The 16,993-nt window shown below is 71.8% G+C and carries 14 protein-coding genes; 11 read left to right on the forward strand and 3 right to left on the reverse strand.

Features of this window, described 5'->3' with window-relative positions:
- Positions 1-36 precede the first annotated feature (36 nt).
- Positions 37-1,854, forward strand: a complete 1,818-nt coding sequence (locus ABT288_RS34660) for a BACON domain-containing protein (protein WP_351616453.1) — start codon at positions 37-39, stop codon at positions 1,852-1,854.
- Between the two features lie 1,084 nt (positions 1,855-2,938).
- On the opposite strand, the gene ABT288_RS34665 is transcribed toward ABT288_RS34660, so the two are convergent.
- A complete protein-coding gene (locus ABT288_RS34665; protein WP_450861786.1) occupies positions 2,939-3,808 on the reverse strand; it encodes a DUF3109 family protein in 870 nt (289 codons plus the stop codon).
- 71 nt (positions 3,809-3,879) lie between these two features.
- Here ABT288_RS34665 and ABT288_RS34670 point away from each other — a divergent pair, with 71 nt between their 5' ends.
- The 4 genes from ABT288_RS34670 to ilvD all read left to right on the forward strand — a co-directional run bounded on the left by ABT288_RS34670 (position 3,880) and on the right by ilvD (position 8,409).
- On the forward strand, positions 3,880-4,812 hold the full coding sequence (locus tag ABT288_RS34670; RefSeq protein WP_351616459.1) for a Ppx/GppA family phosphatase: 933 nt from the start codon (positions 3,880-3,882) through the stop codon (positions 4,810-4,812).
- A 141-nt stretch (positions 4,813-4,953) separates the two neighbouring features.
- A complete protein-coding gene (locus tag ABT288_RS34675) occupies positions 4,954-5,778 on the forward strand; it encodes a sugar phosphate isomerase/epimerase family protein (protein WP_351616461.1) in 825 nt (274 codons plus the stop codon).
- Positions 5,775-6,389 carry a TetR/AcrR family transcriptional regulator gene (locus ABT288_RS34680; protein ID WP_351616464.1) on the forward strand — a complete coding sequence of 205 codons (615 nt, stop codon included), beginning with the start codon at positions 5,775-5,777 and terminating at the stop codon, positions 6,387-6,389. The genes ABT288_RS34675 and ABT288_RS34680 overlap by 4 nt, the downstream gene beginning before the upstream one ends.
- 166 nt (positions 6,390-6,555) lie before the next feature.
- Positions 6,556-8,409: a dihydroxy-acid dehydratase gene (gene ilvD / locus ABT288_RS34685; RefSeq protein ID WP_351616466.1), complete on the forward strand. Its 1,854-nt coding sequence runs from the start codon at positions 6,556-6,558 to the stop codon at positions 8,407-8,409.
- A gap of 76 nt (positions 8,410-8,485) precedes the next feature.
- On the opposite strand, the gene ABT288_RS34690 is transcribed toward ilvD, so the two are convergent.
- On the reverse strand, positions 8,486-10,591 hold the full coding sequence (locus tag ABT288_RS34690; RefSeq protein WP_351616469.1) for a serine/threonine-protein kinase: 2,106 nt from the start codon (positions 10,589-10,591) through the stop codon (positions 8,486-8,488).
- A 197-nt stretch (positions 10,592-10,788) separates the two neighbouring features.
- Between ABT288_RS34690 and ABT288_RS34695 the strand changes: the two genes are divergently transcribed.
- The 6 genes from ABT288_RS34695 to proC all read left to right on the forward strand — a co-directional run bounded on the left by ABT288_RS34695 (position 10,789) and on the right by proC (position 15,278).
- On the forward strand, positions 10,789-11,088 hold the full coding sequence (locus ABT288_RS34695; RefSeq protein WP_450861803.1) for a hypothetical protein: 300 nt from the start codon (positions 10,789-10,791) through the stop codon (positions 11,086-11,088).
- 42 nt (positions 11,089-11,130) lie between these two features.
- Positions 11,131-11,655: an EamA/RhaT family transporter gene (locus ABT288_RS34700; RefSeq protein WP_351616473.1), complete on the forward strand. Its 525-nt coding sequence runs from the start codon at positions 11,131-11,133 to the stop codon at positions 11,653-11,655.
- 213 nt (positions 11,656-11,868) lie between these two features.
- Positions 11,869-12,663, forward strand: a complete 795-nt coding sequence (locus ABT288_RS34705) for a class I SAM-dependent methyltransferase (protein WP_351616475.1) — start codon at positions 11,869-11,871, stop codon at positions 12,661-12,663.
- A 113-nt stretch (positions 12,664-12,776) separates the two neighbouring features.
- Positions 12,777-13,577, forward strand: coding sequence for an ABC transporter ATP-binding protein (locus tag ABT288_RS34710; RefSeq protein WP_351616478.1), 801 nt, complete (start codon positions 12,777-12,779; stop codon positions 13,575-13,577).
- Positions 13,574-14,365, forward strand: a complete 792-nt coding sequence (locus ABT288_RS34715; protein WP_351616480.1) for an ABC transporter permease — start codon at positions 13,574-13,576, stop codon at positions 14,363-14,365. The genes ABT288_RS34710 and ABT288_RS34715 overlap by 4 nt, the downstream gene beginning before the upstream one ends.
- A gap of 100 nt (positions 14,366-14,465) precedes the next feature.
- Positions 14,466-15,278 (forward strand): pyrroline-5-carboxylate reductase, encoded by an 813-nt coding sequence (gene proC, locus ABT288_RS34720; protein ID WP_351616483.1) that lies wholly within the window; start codon positions 14,466-14,468, stop codon positions 15,276-15,278.
- A gap of 90 nt (positions 15,279-15,368) precedes the next feature.
- Here proC and trpS read toward each other — a convergent pair whose 3' ends face one another.
- Positions 15,369-16,397 carry a tryptophan--tRNA ligase gene (trpS, locus tag ABT288_RS34725; protein WP_351616495.1) on the reverse strand — a complete coding sequence of 343 codons (1,029 nt, stop codon included), beginning with the start codon at positions 16,395-16,397 and terminating at the stop codon, positions 15,369-15,371.
- Positions 16,398-16,993 lie beyond the last annotated feature (596 nt).

A 16,993-nucleotide genomic window follows, 5' to 3' on the forward strand; every position in this document is an offset into this window, starting at 1 on the left:
AGAACAGGCACTTCGCCGCCGCCTACGGTCGCACGGGTGATGAGCAGCAGTCCGGAGACCACCACCCGCACCACCGGCCCGTACCGGGCGCGCGGCGAGGCGCGTGAAGCCCGAGCGGCACGGGAGGGCCGCGAAGCAGCAGAGGCCCGCGAGGCGCGCGACCGCGCCGCCGCGCGCACCCTCGCCCAGCGGCCGCCGGCGCGCTACGAGCCGTACCTGGACGGGCTGTTCACCTACTGTCTGTCGGTGCTGTGCGACCACGACGCGGCCACCGCCGCCCTCGGCGACGTCCTCGCCCTGGCCGAGCGGCGCGGACACCGCGTCCCGGAGGCCGCCGACGACCGCAGGGCCTGGCTGTACGCGCTGGCCCGCTGGGCGTGCCTGCGCAAGCTGGCCGAGGCCAAGCAGAAACGTCAGGCCACCCACGCGGCGGGCCGCCAGACGGCCGGAAAACGGGCCGGTGAGCGCGCCGGAAAACAGGCGGGGAAACAGGCCGGGAGACAGGCCGGGAGACAGGCCGGGAGCCGGCTCCCCGAACCGCCCGTCGCCCCGGAGGTCCAGGAACAGCGGCGCCGCGAACTGGCTCTGCTCGCCTGGCCGGAGGCGGCCGGTACGACCCCCGAACAGCGCGAGGCCCTCGAACTGGCCGTCCGCCACCACCTTGCCCCGCACGAGGTCGCCGCCGTCCTCGGCATGGAACCCGCGGCCGCGCGCGAGCTGCTCGCCTCCGCCGCCTGCGAGGTCGAGCGCACCCGCGCGGCCCTCGCCGTGGTCGAGACCGGCGGCTGCCCGAGCGTGGCCCACCTCACGGGGGACAGCGGGCTGGTCCTCAGCACGGCCCTGCGCCGCGAACTGGTCCGGCACGTCGACGACTGCCCGCGCTGCCGCCGGACCGCCGAGCGCGCCGTGCCCGGCCGCTGGCCCGGCGCCACGGTCACCCCGGCCGAGCTGCCTGTCCTGGAGGCCCCCCGGGCGGCACTGCACGTCGCCCTGGCGCACCACCCACGCGCGCGTGGCGCGGCGGCACCCCGCTTCGACCGGCGCGGCTTCCCGATGGACCCCAAGGACCGCGCGGCCCGTCGCGACCGGCTACGCGCGCGTGCGGTGACGACGACGGTCGTCGCCACGGTCGTGGCCGCCCCCGTCCAGGCCCGGTGGGCCGCCGACCGGGGCGCGCCGACGGCGGACGCGGACGGCGGCGGCCCCTCCGCCACCGCGCGCGAGGCCCAGGGGCCCGACGCCCTCGGCAGCGACTCGGCCGGCGGTTACGAGAACGCCGGGAACGCGAGTGTGAAGCCCGGCGCGCGCATCGGTGAGGACGGCAAGGCGGACGTCTCCGTGGAGGTCGTCAGTGTGACCGGAGCGGGTCACCAAGGCGCCGGGCAGCTCGACGTCAGCGCGGCGAACGACGGCGACACCACCGTGATCACCCTCACCGCCTCCGGCTCCTCCCCGGTCCACTGGTCCGCGTCCACCCCGGCGCCCTGGCTCTACCTCAGCCAGTCCGCGGGAACCCTCGTCCCCGGCGGCACGTTGACGATCAAGGTGTACGTCGACCACCTCCGCGAGCCCTCCGGCCACTGGAACGCACAGGTGGCGATCTCCCCGGCCGGCACGGTGGTCACGATCGACGGCTACGGCACGGCCCCCACCCGGCACCCCACACCACCCCCGACCTCCGCCACCCCCACCCCCACTCCGCCCACCACACCCCCCACCGCCCCCCCGACCACCCCACCGACCCCGCCGACCACCCCCCCGTCCACCCCCACCGCCCCCACCTCACCCCCGGGCTCCCCGACCCCGACCCCCAGTCCGTCGGACAGCGATACACCCAGCCCGTCCGGAAGCTGAGGGCGGGATTCGGGGCGGGCGGGGGAGGGAGCGGACGCGCGCTACGCCTGTCCGCCTGTCCGGGAGGTTGGGTGCGGGGTTGGTGGGGTGGTCGGAGGCGGATCGTGTACGCCGGGGCCGTCCGGCTGCCGATCACAGAGGCGAGGGCAGCGCGGTGAACAGCCGAGTTCGGGGAGGCGCGGCGGACGAAGGGGCGGGGCGGAGCCCGTGCCGCTGGGGAGGAGGCGGGTGGAGACCGGGGGCAGGACGTGTGCGCCAGGGCCGGGCCGCTCGGGAGGGGGCGGGCGGAGACCGAGGCGGTGGGGGTGCCAGGGGCTGTGGGAGTCGGTAGAGCCGGGGGAGCCGGGTGGTCGGGTCCTGCGGTCGGCGGTGGCGGGCGCCGGCGGTCGTCCCGGAGACGCGGCGGGCGCCCGGGCGGCTGGCGGCCCTCTCGGGGCAGAGACCGCCGGGGTCCTCCGGGCACTCGGGGCCGCTGCGCCCTGCCCGTCTGTAGGCCCCCGAGCTGTCAGTCCGAAGGCCGCAGTGCTCTGCCGGTCCGAAGGCCGCCGTGCCCTGCCGGTCTGGAGGTCGCTGGGCCCCGCCAGCCCGAAGGCCGACGAGCCCCGCCCGTCCGAAGGCCGCCGTGCCCTGCCGGTCTGGAGGTCGCTGGGCCCCGCCAGCCCGAAGGCCGACGAGCCCTGTCAGTCCGAACGCCGCCGAGCTGTCAGTCCGAAGGCCGCCGTGCTCTGCCGGTCCAAAGGCCCCCGAGCCCTGTCGGTCCGAAGGCCCCCGAGCCCTGCCGGTCTGGAGGTCGCTGGGCCCCGCCAGCCCGAAGGCCGACGAGCCCTGTCAGTCCGAAGGCCGCCGTGCTCTGCCGGTCCGAAGGCCGACGTGCCCTGCCGGTCTGGAGGTCGCTGGGCCCCGCCAGCCCGAAGGCCGACGAGCCCCGCCCGTCCGAACGCCGCCGAGTTGCCGGTCCGGAGGTCGCCGAGTTCCCGAATCCGCGGTACTGCCAAGCCCCGAGCGTGCCAGGGCCCGGTGTGGCCGGGAGCGAGGCCAGTACCGGTGCCCGTCTGGGCGCCCTGTGGGGCGTTCGGTGGTGGAGTTAAGGGGTCGGGTCGGCGGGGTGCGGGGCCACCAGGGGCAGCTGGGACGCCAGTCGCTGTTCGCAGAGCTCGACCAGACGGTCGTAACCGGCCTTGCCCATCAGTTCCGTCAGCTCGGCCCGGTAGGAGACGTACACCGGGTCGCCCGCGCCGTGCGCGGACGTCGCCGAGGTGCACCACCAGTGCAGGTCGTGGCCGCCCGGACCCCAGCCCCGGCGGTCGTATTCGCCGATCGACACCTGCAGGACCCGCGTGTCGTCGGGGCGGTCGATCCAGTCGTAGGTCCGCCGGATCGGCAGCTGCCAGCACACGTCCGGCTTGGTCTCCAGCGGCTCCCGGCCCTCCCGCAGCGCGAGGATGTGCAGCGAGCAGCCCGCGCCGCCGGCGAAGCCGGGCCGGTTCTGGAAGATGCAGGAGCCCTGGTAGGGACGGGTCTGGCGGGAGCCCTCCTCGTCCTTGGAGACCCAGCCGTTCCGGGTGCCCTCGGCGTGGTGCTGCCAGATCTCCGGCGTGAGCCGTGCCACATGCTCGGCGACCCGCTTCTCGTCGTCCTCGTCCGAGAAGTGCGCGCCCAGCGAGCAGCACCCGTCGTCCGCGCGGCCCGCCTGGATGCCCTGGCAGCCGCTGCCGAAGATGCAGTTCCAGCGAGAGGTCAGCCATGTCAGATCACAGCGGAAGACCTGCTCGTCGTCCGCAGGATCAGGAAACTCCACCCAGGCACGCGCGAAGTCGAGCCCCTTCTCGTCGCTCACCTGCGGGGCCTTCTGGGCCTTCGTGGACTTCTTGGACACGGACGACGCCTTCGCCTGCGCAGAATCCTTCGATCCCGTGGAGGATTTGTGGTCCTTCGCCTTTTTCGTCTTTGGCACATGTCCAGGGTAAGTGGCCGAGGACCGCTCCGGGGACCGTCGGCGGGCGATCTGGCAGTAGCGTTCCGTATATGAGACTCGGTGTCCTGGACGTGGGTTCGAACACGGTGCATCTGCTGGTGGTGGACGCCCACCCCGGCGCGCGCCCGCTGCCCGCGCATTCGCACAAGGCCGAACTTCGGCTGGCCCAACTGCTCGACGACAGCGGTGCCATCGACGAGGGCGGCATCCACAAGCTGGTCGCAGTGGTCCAGGACGCGCTCCAGGCCGCCGAGGACAAGGGCGTCGAGGACCTGCTGCCGTTCGCGACCTCCGCCGTCCGGGAAGCCACCAACGCCGACGAGGTCCTCGCGCGCGTGGAGGAGGAGACCGGCGTACGACTTCAGGTGCTGGCCGGTCCCGAGGAGGCCCGCCTGACCTTCCTCGCCGTCCGCCGCTGGTTCGGCTGGTCCGCCGGAAAGCTGCTGGTCCTGGACATCGGCGGCGGCTCCCTGGAGATCGCCTACGGCATAGACGAGGAGCCGGACGCCGCCGTCTCCCTGCCGCTCGGCGCCGGCCGGCTCACCGCGGGCTGGCTGCCCGGCGACCCGCCCACCCCCGAGGCCGTGCGCGCCCTGCGCCGCCACGTCCGTACCGAGATCGCCCGCACGGTCGGTGAATTCAGCCGCTTCGGCGCTCCCGACCACGTGGTCGCCACGTCCAAGACCTTCAAGCAGCTCGCCCGTATCGCCGGCGCCGCCCGTAGCGCCGAGGGCCTCTACGTGCAGCGCGAACTCAAGCGCGAGTCCCTGGAGGCCTGGGTCCCGCGCCTGGCCGGCATGACGGTGGAGCAGCGTGCCGAGCTTCCCGGTGTGTCCGACGGCCGTGCCGGCCAGCTGCTGGCGGGGGCGCTGGTGGCCGAGGGGGCGATGGACCTGTTCGGGGTGGAGAACCTGGAGATCTGCCCGTGGGCCCTGCGTGAGGGCGTGATTCTCCGGCGGCTCGATCACATGGGGTCCGATTAGGGCCTCGACGGGGTGCGGGGCTGTGTGCGACATGCGGCTCCGCGGCGTGGGCGCGGGCGACCGCGACCACGCCGCACCCGCCCGAATGGCAAAGCTCACAAAGGCGAACAGGCACCCAACACCAGCACCACCGCACACCGTATGGTGACGGACGTGGCTGAACCAAGGGACGTGCGTATCGCGCTGTCGACGGCCTCCGTGTACCCGGAGTCCACCGCGACGGCCTTCGAGATCGCCGCGCGCCTCGGCTACGACGGCGTCGAGGTCATGGTGTGGACGGACCCGGTCAGCCAGGACATCGAGGCGCTGCGCCGTCTGTCGGACTACCACGGCATCCCGGTCCTGGCCGTCCACGCCCCCTGCCTGCTGATCACCCAGCGGGTCTGGTCGACGGACCCCTGGACCAAGCTGCAGCGGGCCCGGGCGGCCGCCGAGAAGCTGGGTGCCTCCACCGTCGTCGTACACCCGCCCTTCCGCTGGCAGCGGCAGTACGCGCGCGACTTCGTCGACGGCATCTGGCGGATGGCGAACGAGACGGAGGTACGGTTCGCCGTCGAGAACATGTACCCGTGGCGCTACCGCGACCGCGAGATGCTCGCCTACGCCCCGGACTGGGATGTCACCCGGCACGACTACCGGCACTTCACGATCGATCTCAGCCACACGGCGACGGCGCGTACGGACGCCCTGGAGATGATCGACCGCATGGGCGACCGGCTCGGGCACGTCCACCTCGCCGACGGGCGGGGCTCGGCCAAGGACGAGCACTTGGTGCCGGGCCGTGGCACCCAGCCCTGCGCCGAGCTGCTGGAGCACCTGGCCCTCTCCGGGTTCGACGGCCATGTCGTCATCGAGGTCAACACCCGGCGTGCGATGTCCGGCGCCGAGCGCGAGGCCGACCTCGCCGAGGCCCTGGCCTTCACCCGCAAACACCTGGCGTCGGCGGTACGGGTGCCCCGGCGATGAACGAGACCCGTGAGCCGGGCGCCCGCAGAAGGGGCCGCCCCCCGCGTGCCGAGTCCGGCGACACCCGTGACCGGATCCTCGCCGCCGCCCGCGAGGAGTTCTCCGAGCGCGGGTACGAGAAGACGTCCGTGCGCGGCATCGCCAAGGCGGCCGGTGTGGACTCCGCGCTGGTCCACCACTACTTCGGCACCAAGGAGCAGGTCTTCGAAGCGGCCATCGCGGTGGCCTTCGCGCCCGCGCTGCACGCCCCCGAGGCGCTGGCCGCCGGCCCGCTGGACGGGGTGGGGGAGCGGCTGACCCGCTTCATCTTCGGTGTCTGGGAGAACCCCACGACCCGTACGCCGCTCCTCGCGATCGTCCGGTCCGCCGTCAACAACGAGACCGCCGCGGCCGTGTTCCGCCGCCTGATCGCCTCCCAGCTGCTGCGCCGTGTCGCCGCCCAGGTGGATCTGCCGGACCGGGAGCTGCGCGCCGAGCTGGCCGCCGCGCAGCTGGTGGGTGTGGCGATGATGCGTTACGTGATCAAACTGGAGCCGCTGGCGTCGGCGGACCTGGAGCAGATCATCGCGCGCGTCGCCCCCGTCGTACAGCACCACCTCACGGACCGGTGACTTCACCGGCTGGTGACCTCCCCGGCCGGTGACCTCACGGACAGGTGAAACGCGCGTCCCGCATTCCGGACAACCGTGTCCAGTCCTTGGAGTGGCGGCGTAGTCTCGTAGACAGCCAGAACTCTCTGGACCCATTGCCAGAAGGTCATTCGAGGAGCGAGCGACGATGCCCGAGCTGAGGTCCCGCACAGTCACCCACGGCCGCAACATGGCGGGCGCCCGCGCCCTTATGCGCGCCTCCGGTGTACCCGGTGCGGACATCGGCCGGAAGCCGGTCATCGCGGTCGCGAACTCCTTCACCGAGTTCGTGCCGGGCCACACCCACCTCCAGCCGGTCGGCCGGATCGTCAGCGAGGCGATCAAGGAGGCGGGCGGCATCCCGCGCGAGTTCAACACGATCGCCGTGGACGACGGCATCGCCATGGGCCACGGCGGCATGCTGTACTCCCTGCCCTCCCGCGACCTGATCGCGGACTCGGTGGAGTACATGGTCGAGGCCCACTGCGCCGACGCCCTGGTCTGCATCTCCAACTGCGACAAGATCACCCCGGGCATGCTGCTGGCGGCCCTGCGCCTGAACATCCCGACGGTCTTCGTCTCCGGCGGCCCGATGGAGTCCGGCCGCGCCACCCTGGTCGACGGCACGGTCCGCACGCTCGACCTGGTCGACGCGATCTCCGACGCCGTCAACGACAAGATCTCCGACGAGGACATCCTCCGCATCGAGGAGAACGCCTGCCCGACCTGCGGCAGCTGTTCCGGCATGTTCACCGCCAACTCGATGAACTGCCTGACCGAGGCGATCGGCCTGTCCCTGCCCGGCAACGGCTCGGTCCTCGCCACCCACACCGCGCGCAAGCAGCTCTACGTCGACGCCGCCCGCACGGTCATGGACCTCACCCGCCGCTACTACGAGCAGGACGACGACACGGTCCTCCCGCTCAACATCGCCACCTTCCAGGCCTTCGAGAACGCCATGGCCCTGGACATCGCGATGGGCGGCTCCACCAACACGATCCTGCACCTGCTGGCCGCCGCCCAGGAGGCCGGCGTCCCCTTCGGCCTGGAGCAGATCGACGCCGTCTCACGCCGGGTACCGTGCCTGGCGAAGGTGGCTCCCAACGTCGCGAAGAACCGCACGTACTACATGGAGGACGTGCACCGCGCCGGCGGCATCCCGGCCCTGCTCGGCGAACTCCACCGCGCGGGCCTGCTCAACGAGGACGTCCACGCCGTCCACAGCCCGTCGCTGGCCGACTGGCTGAAGACCTGGGACGTCCGCGGCGGCTCGCCGTCGCCGGAGGCGGTGGAGCTGTGGCACGCGGCACCGGGCTGCGTCCGCTCCGCCGAGGCCTTCTCCCAGTCCGAGCGCTGGGAGGCCCTGGACGAGGACGCGGAGGGCGGCTGCATCCGCTCCGTCGAGCACGCGTACTCCAAGGACGGCGGCCTGGCGGTCCTCAAGGGCAACCTGGCCGTCGACGGCTGCGTGGTGAAGACGGCCGGCGTCGACGAGTCGATCTGGACCTTCGAGGGCCCGGCGGTCGTCTGCGAGTCCCAGGAGGAGGCCGTCCAGCGCATCCTCACCCACGAGGTCAAGGACGGCGACGTCGTCGTCATCCGCTACGAGGGCCCCAAGGGCGGCCCCGGCATGCAGGAGATGCTCTACCCGACCTCGTACCTGAAGGGCCGCGGCCTGGGCAAGACCTGCGCCCTGATCACCGACGGCCGCTTCTCCGGCGGCACCTCCGGCCTGTCCATCGGCCACGCCTCCCCCGAGGCGGCCTCCGGCGGCACCATCGCCCTGGTCCAGGACGGCGACCGCATCCGCATCGACATCCCGAACCGCACCATCGAACTGCTCGTCGACGAGGCCGAACTCGCCCGCCGCGACCAGGCCCTGAACGGCGTCTACGCCCCCAGGAACCGGGACCGCAAGGTCTCCGCCGCCCTCCGCGCCTACGCCGCGATGGCCACCAGCGCCGACAAGGGCGCGGTGCGGGACGTCACCAGGCTCGGCTGAGCAGCGACCTGACAGGGGCCGCCTCCGGCGCGGGGGCGGCCCCTTCGCATGTCACCAGGTCCTCGGGTGGCGTCTGTCACCAGGCCTTCGGGTCGCGTCCGTCCACGGCGAAGACGGTTCCGTCGGGGGAGGCGGCGTAGACACGCGTGCCGATGAGCAGCGGGCTGGGCAGGGCGGCGGAGACCTCGCCCGCGTCCGTACCGAGCCGCGGCGGTGTCTGCCCCACCAGGCTTCCGTCGCGTGCGTCGACGGCGAGCAGGCGCCCGTCGGGAGCGGTGAAGTAGACGTGGTCGGCGGAGGCGATCGGCACCGAACCGCGGCTCACGGAGGTTTCGGTGTGCCACAGCCACTTGCCCGTGCCGAGGTCGACAGCGTCCAGTGAGCCGCCGGTCGCCAGCAGGTGCACGACATCGCCGCGTACGTCGGCGTGGGGTGCCGTGAGCGGGACGGACAGAGCGACGCGGCGCATGGCCTTCACGGCCGGTGTGTATCGGACGACGGCCTTCGCGTCCCCCGAGACGGTGTCGAGGGCCAGCAGGAACAGGGAATGGCCCTGGCTGCCGATGGGCCGCAGCAGGCCCTTCAGCCGCGCTTCCCACCGCACGGCACCGGTCTGCGGGTCCAGGGCCGTGACCAGCGTGTCCGCCCCTTGCGCCGAGGCGCTGGTCGCATAGGCCAGCGGGTCACCGTCGTACGAGGACAGAAGAGGGGTCGTACTCCCGGACACCCGGCGATGCCACTTGGTCTCTCCCGTCGCCCCGGCCACCCCGGTGACCGCCCCGTCCGTGCCGGTGACCAGGAGCATGGACCCGATGAACCGTATCCCCGTGTTCGCGGGCATGGCCCGTTGCCAACGCGGCCTGCCCGAGGCGGGATCGAGTGCCACGACTCGCCGGCCGCCGTCCGTGGGCAGCAGCAGGAGGCCGCCCGAGAGAGCGGGAGCGTCGCTGGTCCGTTCCTCGGCGACCGGCCGCCGCCACAGGAGGGAGCCGTCCGCGGGATCGAGGGCGAACGCCAGGCCGGAACGGAAGCAGAGCAACCGCCCGGCCCCGTGGACGCATTGAGGCATCCCCGAGCCCTTCCCGATGGGCTTGGCGTGCCACGCGGAGAACCCGGCGGCGGTGGTGGGGGCGCTGGTCTCCTTGGCCACGGGAACACCGTCGTCGCCGGCGCGCAGCAGCCCGGTGAGCACACCACCCAGGGCAAGGGCAAGGACGAGCGCCCCGGCGCCGAGGGCCGCGCGCCCGCCGAAGCGGCGGCGGGAGCCGGGCACCGGCTCGGCGACGGAGGGTTCCTGCGCCGGCGCGTCGTCCCCGGTGCGCTGCGCCGGTATGAACGCCTGCGTGTCGTACGAGGCCGCCACCGACCGCAGCTCACGCATCAGCTCGTCGGGAGTGGGCCGGTCCTCGGGCTCCTTGGCGAGACAGCGCAGCACCAGCGGGGCGAGGCTCTCCGGCACCCCGGTCAGATCCGGCTCGTCGTGCACCACCTGATACGCGACGACATAGGGGCTGTCGGAGTCGAACGGCCCCCGCCCGGTCGCCGCGTGCACCATCACCGACCCGAGGGCGAAGATGTCCGCCGCCGGCCCCACTTCCCGGGGCCGCCGGAACTGCTCCGGTGCCATGAACGGCGGCGTACCGATCAACTTGCCCGTCTCGGTACGCAGTTCACTGTCCTTCGGCCGGGAGATGCCGAAGTCGATGACCTTCGGTCCGTCCTCGGCCAGCAGCACATTGCTCGGCTTGAGATCCCGGTGCACGACCCCCACCCGATGGATGTCGCGCAACGCCTCGGCGAGACCGGCCATGAGCCGCCGCAACTGGGCCGCCGGCATCGGCCCGTTCCGCTTCACGTACTCGGAGAGAGTCGGACCGGGGATGAACAGCGTGGCCATCCAGGGCCGTTCGGCCTCCGGGTCGGCATCGACGACGGGCGCGGTGAAGGCGCCGCTCACCCTCCGGGCCGCCGCCACCTCCTGCCGGAAACGGCCTCTGAACTCGCGGTCTCTCGCGAACTCGGCGTGTACGACCTTCACCGCGAGCCTCAGTCCGGAGGTGCTGCGGGCCAGATGCACCACGCCCATGCCCCCGGACCCCAGGCAGGACTCCAGGTGGTAGTGACCGGCGTATTCGGGAAGTTCCGCTTCCGCGCCCGCTCCGGTGCTGCGCTGTGGCGTCATGGACCACCCCCGTGCTGTTCGTCCGCGCGCGCGACGCACGGAGCCTAGTCGATGACTCGTGCGAGACAGAGGCGGCTTGCTAGCCTTCGCGCGCGAGTTACGCACACGCGTGTTTCAGAACGCGATTCGAGGGAAACAACGGGCCCCATCACAGTCGTGGGGCCGAGCGGGGGAGGTCTGTCATGTCTGTCGAGCACATGGAAGCCGCGAGCGGCGGCGAGAGCGAGTCTTTCACCCCGGAGTCGGGCGTCCACACCTACCCGGTCGCCCCGGGTGTCCGCCTGAACGTCCGCAGCGGCCCCGGCACCAACTACAGCATCGTCCGGGTCCTCACCGAGGGGATCCGCGTACCGATCTTCTGCCAGACCCCGGGCACGACCGTGACGGGGCCCTACGGCACGTCGAACATCTGGGACAACATCGACAGCGGCGAGTACGTGTCCGACGCCTACGTCCAGACCGGCAGCGACGGCTACGTCGCCTCGCGCTGCGCCTGACCCCACCGGGAGCCCGCCCCCGCCCGGCGCCATAATCGTTCCGTGAGCGACGAAACCGGCACCCCGGACACCTCGGCGGGCTCCTCGGACGGCACGGCCCAGGGCGGCGGGCCCCGCCCGGAGCCCCTCCGCTTCTTCGGCACCACCTGGGTGAACCACGACAACGGCTACGCGGCCCGCCGCGTCGGCGTCGCCGTCGGCTCCCTCGCCGCGGCCGTCGCCTCCTGCCTGGTCCTCCGCCTCGCCTACGAGGGCCTCCAGATCGCCGACACCGGCTCCTTCGTCACCGTACTGATCATCGCGATGTTCGCGATCTGCAGCGCGCTCGCCTTCCGCAACACCTGGGAGGGCTTCGACAAGCGCCACGACCCACAGCGCCAGGCCTCACTGCGCGGCCTGCTCGCCATCGGCTTCGTCGGCTCCCTCCTCGCCTGCTTCCTCCGCTCCCTCACCGAGGCCCCGGGCGAGAAACTGCACCGCGAGGAGTACGAAAAGGCCCGCGAGGAGTACGACCGCCGAACCTCCCGCCGCACCGGCAACCCGTCGAAGAAGAAACGACGCCGGTGACACGAGCCTCCGGCGGTCAGCAGGGGCCGGCGACGGCGCCCGCGGGGGTGAGATGAAGAGGCGCCGGTGACGCCTGTCTCCCATGGTCACCAGGGGCCGGCGCCAGGAGCTCGCCGTGGACAGCGGATGTGCCGCCGGCGACGCCTGGCCCCGTGGTCGGACGGCGCCGAAAACCCGCTGACGTCACCTCCCCGCCGCCCCCACCATGGCCGTATGACCGTGACGCAACCGCCCTCACCGACGCCCCCGTCCTCTCCCACGGCCCGCGCGCACTCCTTCAACTCCGCCGCCGCCCAGTACGCCGCGAACCGCCCCTCCTACCCGCCCGCCCTCTTCGACGCCGTCGAGGAACTGGCCGGCCGGTCGCTGTCCGGTGCCAGGGTCGTGGACGTCGGGGCCGGTACCGGTATCGCGACCGCCCTCCTACGGGCCCGCGGCGCCGACGTGCTCGCCGTCGAACCCGGTGAGGGCATGACCGCCGAGTTCCGCCGCGGGCTGCCGCATCTCCCGATCGTCCGCGGCAACGGCAACGCCCTCCCCATCGCCGATGCCCAGGCCGACTTCATCACCTACGCCCAGGCCTGGCACTGGACCGACACCGCCCGCTCGGTGCCGGAGGCGCTGCGGGTGCTGCGGCCGGGCGGTGCGCTGGCGCTGTGGTGGAACGGCGACGCCCTGGACGTCGAGTGGCACGCCGAGGCCGCCGTTCGTATCGGCCGCTTCCTGGGCGTGGACATCGCCGCCCAGAAGCGGGACGGCAGCCGCACAGAGCTGGCCGACCCCAGCGGCCGTCTCCGCTTCCGCCGTCGGGAGGTCCGCTGGAGCCGCCGCGTCACCGTCGACACCCACCTGGCGAACATCGGCAGCCACTCGGCGTTCCTCCTCACGCCCGAGGACCGCAGAACCGCCTTCCTCGAAGAGGAGCGCGCCCATCTGCTGAAGGTCTTCCCGGACGGCATGGTCGAGGAGACCTACGACGTACTCCTGCTCGTCGCCACCAAGTCCTGAGCAGCCGAGAAGCCCGCCCGGAGCGGCGGCCGGGTTCGTCCCGGCCGCCGCTTCCGTCTGTGTGCCCGGCCGGCCCCTTGACGCGCAGACCCTCCAGGCACATTATTCATCGCATGATGAATTACATGCCGGACCCGCCGCCCGAGGCTTCCACCGCGGCCGTCCAAGCCCACGACCTCACCGTCATCCGCGGCCCCCGCACAGTCCTCCACCACCTCGCCTTCGCGGTCCCCCGCGGCCAGGTCACCGGCCTGCTCGGCCCTTCCGGTTGCGGCAAGTCGACCCTCATGCGCTCGATCGTGGGCACCCAGGCCAAGGTCACCGGCACCCTTCAGGTCCTCGGCCACCCGGCCGGCCACCCCGCCCTGCGCACGCGCATCGGCTATGTCACCCAGAACCCCTCCGTCTACGACGACCTGACCGTCCGCCAGAACCTCGAGTACTTCGCCGCGATCCTCGACCCCGGCCGCGCAGCCGCCGAACGCCGCCACGAACACGTCACCCGGGCCATCACCGACGTCGACCTCACCAGTCACGCCGACGCCCTCGCCGGCAACCTCTCCGGCGGCCAGCGCAGCCGGGTCTCACTGGCCGTGGCCCTGCTCGGCGCCCCCGAACTCCTCGTCCTGGACGAACCCACCGTCGGCCTCGACCCCGTCCTGCGCCGCGACCTGTGGCACCTCTTCCACGACATCGCCGCCACCCGTGGCGCCACCCTCCTCGTCTCCTCCCATGTCATGGACGAGGCCGAGCGCTGCCACCGCCTCCTCCTCATGCGCCAGGGCGAGATCCTCGCGGACGACTCCCCGGACGCCCTGCGCACCCGCACCGGCAGCGACACCGTCGAGGCCGCATTCCTCCACCTCGTCGACGAGGCAGCAGCGGCAGCCCGCCCCAAGGAGAACACCCGATGAGCACGACAAGCATCACCAGTACCACGCCCGCTCCGGCCCCGACCGGTGTCATCAACACAGGCCGCACCACCGCCACCGCCGCCCGGGTCCTGCGTCAGCTCCGCCACGACCCGCGCACCATCGCGCTGATGATCGTCGTCCCCTGCCTGATGCTGATCCTGCTGCGCTATGTCTTCGACGGCAGTCCCCGCACCTTCGACAACATCGGCGCCTCCCTGCTCGGCATCTTCCCGCTGATCACAATGTTCCTGGTCACCTCCATCGCCACCCTGCGCGAACGCACCTCCGGCACCCTCGAACGCCTCCTCGCCATGCCCCTCGGCAAGGCCGACCTCATCGCCGGCTACGCCCTCGCCTTCGGCGCGCTCGCCATCGTCCAGTCCGCCCTCGCCACCGGACTCGCCCTGTGGGTGCTCGGCCTCGACGTCACCGGCTCGGCCTGGCTGCTGCTCCTCGTCGCCCTCCTCGACGCCCTGCTCGGCACGGCCCTCGGGCTGTTCGTCTCGGCCTTCGCCGCCTCGGAGTTCCAGGCGGTCCAGTTCATGCCCGCGGTGATCTTCCCCCAGCTCCTCCTCTGCGGCCTGTTCACTCCCCGGTCCGACATGCACCCCGTCCTCACGGGCATCTCCGACGTCCTGCCGATGTCGTACGCCGTCGACGGCATGAACCAGGTCCTGCACCACACGGACATGACCGCGACCTTCGTCCGCGACGTCCTGATCGTGGCCGGCTGCGCGCTGCTGGTCCTGGTCCTCGGCGCGGCCACCCTCCGGCGCCGCACGGCCTGATCGCCCTTCGCCGATCCCACGGCGCCGGACGGCCTCCCGCCCGCGTTCCGCCTGCCGGACAAGCCCCCGCACCCTCACGGCCCGGTGCGAGGATGACCCCATGAGCCAGAAAGTCGCAGTCCTCGGCACCGGCAAGATCGGCGAAGCCCTGCTCAGCGGAATGATCCGGGCCGGCTGGGCCCCCGCCGACCTCCTGGTCACCGCCCGCCGCCCCGAACGCGCCGAAGAACTCCGCACCCGCTACGCAGTCAGCCCGGTCAGCAACACCGAAGCCGCCAAGACCGCAGACACCCTCATCCTCACGGTCAAGCCGCAGGACATGGGCACCCTTCTGGACGAGCTCGCCCCGCACGTCCCCGCCGACCGCCTGGTCATCAGCGGCGCCGCCGGCATCCCCACCTCCTTCTTCGAGGAGCGCCTGACCGCAGGCACCCCGGTCGTCCGCGTCATGACCAACACCCCCGCCCTCGTCGACGAGGCCATGTCGGTCATCTCCGCCGGCAGCCACGCCACCGAGGAGCACCTCGCGCACGCCGAGGAGATCTTCGGTGCCGTCGGCAAGACACTCCGCGTCCCCGAGACCCAGCAGGACGCCTGCACCGCCCTGTCCGGCTCCGGACCCGCGTACTTCTTCTATCTGGTCGAGGCCATGACCGACGCGGGCATCCTGCTCGGCCTGCCCCGCGACAAGGCCCACGACCTCATCGTCCAGTCCGCGATCGGCGCCGCCGTGATGCTCCGCGACAGCGGCGAACACCCCGTCAAGCTCCGCGAGAACGTCACCTCCCCGGCGGGCACCACGATCAACGCCATCCGCGAACTGGAGAACCACGGCGTACGAGCCGCCCTCATCGCCGCCCTCGAAGCCGCCCGCGACCGCAGCCGCGAACTCGCCTCCGGCAAGAAGGACTGACCCGGCGCCGGGGGCGACGGCTCACCGGTAGCCGCCCGCCCCCGCACGCACAAGCCCCACCGGCTCCGCCGGAGCCCACGCGAGCAGGCCCTAACGCCCGGCCCCGCTCAACGCCGTATCGAACACCGGCGGCAACAGCCCGATCGCCCGGTAGGCCGCGTCGACGGTCGGCCGGGCCATCGCCCTCGCCTTCTCCGCACCATCCCGCAGCACCCCCTCCACATAGGCAGGATCCGCGCACAGCTCCCTGTGCCTGGCCTGCACGGGCCTGAGGACCTCCACCACCGCCTCAGCGGTGTCCTTCTTCAAGGCGCCGTACGAGTCGTAAACGTCTGCCAGTGACTCAGGGTTCCCACCCATGCACGCAGCGAGAATCTCCAGCAGGTTCGCGACCCCCGGCCGTCCCTCCGGGGCGTACTCCACGTCCCGCCCGCTGTCGGTGACCGCGCGCATGACCTTCTTCCGCATGTCGTCCGGCTCGTCGAGCAGATAGACGACCCCCAGCCCGGAGTCGTCCGACTTCCCCATCTTCGACCTCGGGTTCTGCAGGTTCATCACCCGCGCCGCGACCGCCGGCCGGGTCGCCTTCGGCACCACGAACGTGTGGCCGTACCGCTGGTTGAACCGCACCGCCAGATCCCGCGCCAGCTCGACATGCTGCACCTGGTCGTCCCCGACCGGCACCTCGTCCGCGCCGTACCCCAGGATGTCCGCCGCCATCAGCACCGGATACGTCAGCAGCGACAGCCGCACCGTCCCGCCGCGCTCCCGCACCTTCGCGGTCTTCTCCTTGTACTGGATCATCCGACGCATCTCACCGTCGGTCGCCACGCACTCCAGCAGGTACGACAGCCTCGTGTGCTCGTCGACATGGCTCTGCAGGAACACCGTGCACACCTCGGGATCCAGCCCGGCCGCCAGCATCAGCGTCGCCGTCTGCCGACTGAGCCTGCGCAATCGCGCCGGATCCTGGTCCACCGTCAGCGCGTGCAGATCCACGACACAGAACACCGAGTCGGCCTGGTGCTGGTCCGTCTCGACCCAGCGCCGCAGGGCTCCCAGGTAGTTGCCCAGCGTCAGGTTCCCGGTCGGCTGAATCCCGCTGAAGACCCGCTTCATCTCCACTCCACCTCCTGGTCGGGACCGCCGCTCCTGCGGCCGGCCCCCGGAGTCCGGAGGAGATACGAGAACGGCCGCCGAAGCGGCGGCCGTTGGATGCATACGTGAGTACGGCCGCCGTCAGGCGGCCCACCAGAGCTGGGTACACGTACGCGTCGTCATACCGATCAGCGTACGCCTCCGGAGTGCTCCCAGCGCAAGAGTTGACACACGACACGCCGATCCGTAGTGTTCTCCGGGTTGTCCGACGTGAGCGCCGATCTAGGTCGGTCCCCGGACAGCCACTCCGCAAGTACCAACAAGCAATCGATGCTCAGGTGTCGACTGCTTTGTCATGCGTATTTACGGAATGAGGAATCCGCGTTCGAAAGGGCGCCGCCCCCGATTAGCTCGGGAGCAGGGAATCCGCTAAAGTCTCACTCGTCGGAACGGCCCAACGGCCGGGAAGACAAGCCCCCTGACTGGGAGTCAGACGCCGAAAGGATCTGATAGAGTCGGAACCGCCGGAAAGGGAAACGCGAGAGCGGGAACCTGGAAAGCACCGAGGAAATCGGATCGAGAAAAGATCTGATAGAGTCGGAAACACCGAAGGGAAG

The sequence above is a fragment of the Streptomyces sp. NPDC001093 genome, assembly GCF_040298985.1.
Classification (GTDB): Bacteria; Actinomycetota; Actinomycetes; order Streptomycetales; family Streptomycetaceae; genus Streptomyces.

Coding starts and splice junctions, on each gene's coding strand:
- ABT288_RS34690 (WP_351616469.1), bottom strand. CDS start 10,591: ATGACGCCACAGCGCAGCACCGGAGCGGGCGCGGAAGCGGAACTTCCC.
- ilvD (WP_351616466.1), top strand. CDS start 6,556: ATGCCCGAGCTGAGGTCCCGCACAGTCACCCACGGCCGCAACATGGCG.
- ABT288_RS34675 (WP_351616461.1), top strand. CDS start 4,954: ATGGTGACGGACGTGGCTGAACCAAGGGACGTGCGTATCGCGCTGTCG.
- ABT288_RS34670 (WP_351616459.1), top strand. CDS start 3,880: ATGAGACTCGGTGTCCTGGACGTGGGTTCGAACACGGTGCATCTGCTG.
- ABT288_RS34715 (WP_351616480.1), top strand. CDS start 13,574: ATGAGCACGACAAGCATCACCAGTACCACGCCCGCTCCGGCCCCGACC.
- trpS (WP_351616495.1), bottom strand. CDS start 16,397: ATGAAGCGGGTCTTCAGCGGGATTCAGCCGACCGGGAACCTGACGCTG.
- ABT288_RS34680 (WP_351616464.1), top strand. CDS start 5,775: ATGAACGAGACCCGTGAGCCGGGCGCCCGCAGAAGGGGCCGCCCCCCG.
- proC (WP_351616483.1), top strand. CDS start 14,466: ATGAGCCAGAAAGTCGCAGTCCTCGGCACCGGCAAGATCGGCGAAGCC.
- ABT288_RS34705 (WP_351616475.1), top strand. CDS start 11,869: ATGACCGTGACGCAACCGCCCTCACCGACGCCCCCGTCCTCTCCCACG.
- ABT288_RS34710 (WP_351616478.1), top strand. CDS start 12,777: ATGATGAATTACATGCCGGACCCGCCGCCCGAGGCTTCCACCGCGGCC.
- ABT288_RS34695 (WP_450861803.1), top strand. CDS start 10,789: ATGGAAGCCGCGAGCGGCGGCGAGAGCGAGTCTTTCACCCCGGAGTCG.